Origin of the sequence: uncultured Campylobacter sp. (genome assembly GCF_937949835.1) — a bacterium.
GTDB lineage: Bacteria > Campylobacterota > Campylobacteria > Campylobacterales > Campylobacteraceae > Campylobacter_B.
Window position 1 is genome coordinate 1 of sequence record NZ_CALEDC010000335.1, and the last position, 1,246, is coordinate 1,246.

The following is a 1,246-nucleotide window of genomic DNA, read 5'->3' on the forward strand; positions in this document are numbered from 1 at the left end:
CGCCAAGCTCGCACGCGAGAAGTCTTTTGCTATCTCGAAAACTAGCGCATAAATTTTAATGGTAACGACGCCAATGTCGTTACCAACTAAGATTAACACACAAAAATTTAAAGGAGCTAAAAAATGAAATTTAGAGTTTTATACAACACAAAAATAGGCGACAAATACCAAAAAGCTGGCGACATCATAGACTTACCGGATGGCACGGATAGGAATTTTATCCAAAGGATGCAAACTATCGGAGCCTTGCAGGCTATCAGCGAAGAGGAGCAAGAACGCCTAAGAGGTCAGACAAACAAACAGATCAAAGATGCCGCGGCCAAAGACGAGGACGATCAAAAAGACGCTAGTGCTACTGATAAAGCGAACAAAACCGCCGGCAATAAGCAAACCAAAGGCAATAAAGATAAATGATAGATTTGGCCATGGTTAAAGCCGATGTAAAAGCTATCATAAATCAGGACTTTTGCATCAGTATGAAAGTCCTAAAAGACGGCAGCGTAAGAAAATGTCATTTCAATCAAAACTCAAAAGTGATTTTTGATGACGGGGTGGTAGGGACAGAGGTCACCGCCCTTATTACCTACCAAAATAATGAGGATATAAAGTTAAAAGATAAAATCGAAATTTTAGGCGTGATTTATGAAATATATAAAACGACATTTGAAAGTCAGGTTTTAAAAAGAATTTTTCTAAAAGAGATATGATGAGAGAAAAAATAATAAAAGACCTAAAAGAGCATTTAAGCAAATTAAACCACAATATAGAAATTTTTGAAGTTTATGTTTTCGATAAAGAAAGCTTGCCTCTTATAGTTATCAAAGATACGAATGACGACGTAGAGGCGGCAAATTTCGAAGGACTTAGACATAATCTGAGCATAAGTCTGAATCTAATCACTACGACTTACGAAAAAAGTGATGCCTTAACCGCAGAAGTATTGCAAAGTCTTAAAGATTTTTCAGGCGAGTTCAATTTCAAATCCTTAGATGCGATAAATCGCGCAAGCATTGAAATTTTAGATAAAGATTACGTTTTGATGGAGCTAAAGCTAAGCTTCGTCTATCACAGCCGGATGTGGAGTTATTGATGCAATACATCGGAACAATCTGCGAAGTAAGCTCGGATAAAAGTCTAGTTAGGGTAAATTACCTCGGTGTCGTCACGAAACTTATTCCATATAAGCAGCAAGCAAACTCCTTTAAACGCTCATTTTCGCCGCCGCGCATAGGCGAGCAGGCGATCG

General features: G+C 38.1%; 3 protein-coding genes. All 3 read left to right on the top strand.

Annotation, left to right across the window (positions count from 1 at the left end; translation table 11 throughout):
• The first annotated feature begins 123 nt into the window (after positions 1 to 123).
• From Q0256_RS07655 to Q0256_RS07665, 3 genes are read left to right on the top strand one after another with little or no spacing between them, the layout of a single operon-like run.
• A complete protein-coding gene (locus tag Q0256_RS07655) occupies positions 124 to 414 on the top strand; it encodes a hypothetical protein (RefSeq protein ID WP_297961882.1) in 291 nt (96 codons plus the stop codon).
• A gap of 11 nt (positions 415 to 425) precedes the next feature.
• A complete protein-coding gene (locus Q0256_RS07660; protein WP_297961885.1) occupies positions 426 to 707 on the top strand; it encodes a hypothetical protein in 282 nt (93 codons plus the stop codon).
• Positions 707 to 1,090, top strand: coding sequence for a hypothetical protein (locus tag Q0256_RS07665; protein ID WP_297961888.1), 384 nt, complete (start codon positions 707 to 709; stop codon positions 1,088 to 1,090). Before Q0256_RS07660 ends, Q0256_RS07665 begins: the two co-directional genes overlap by 1 nt.
• The last annotated feature ends 156 nt before the right edge of the window (positions 1,091 to 1,246 follow it).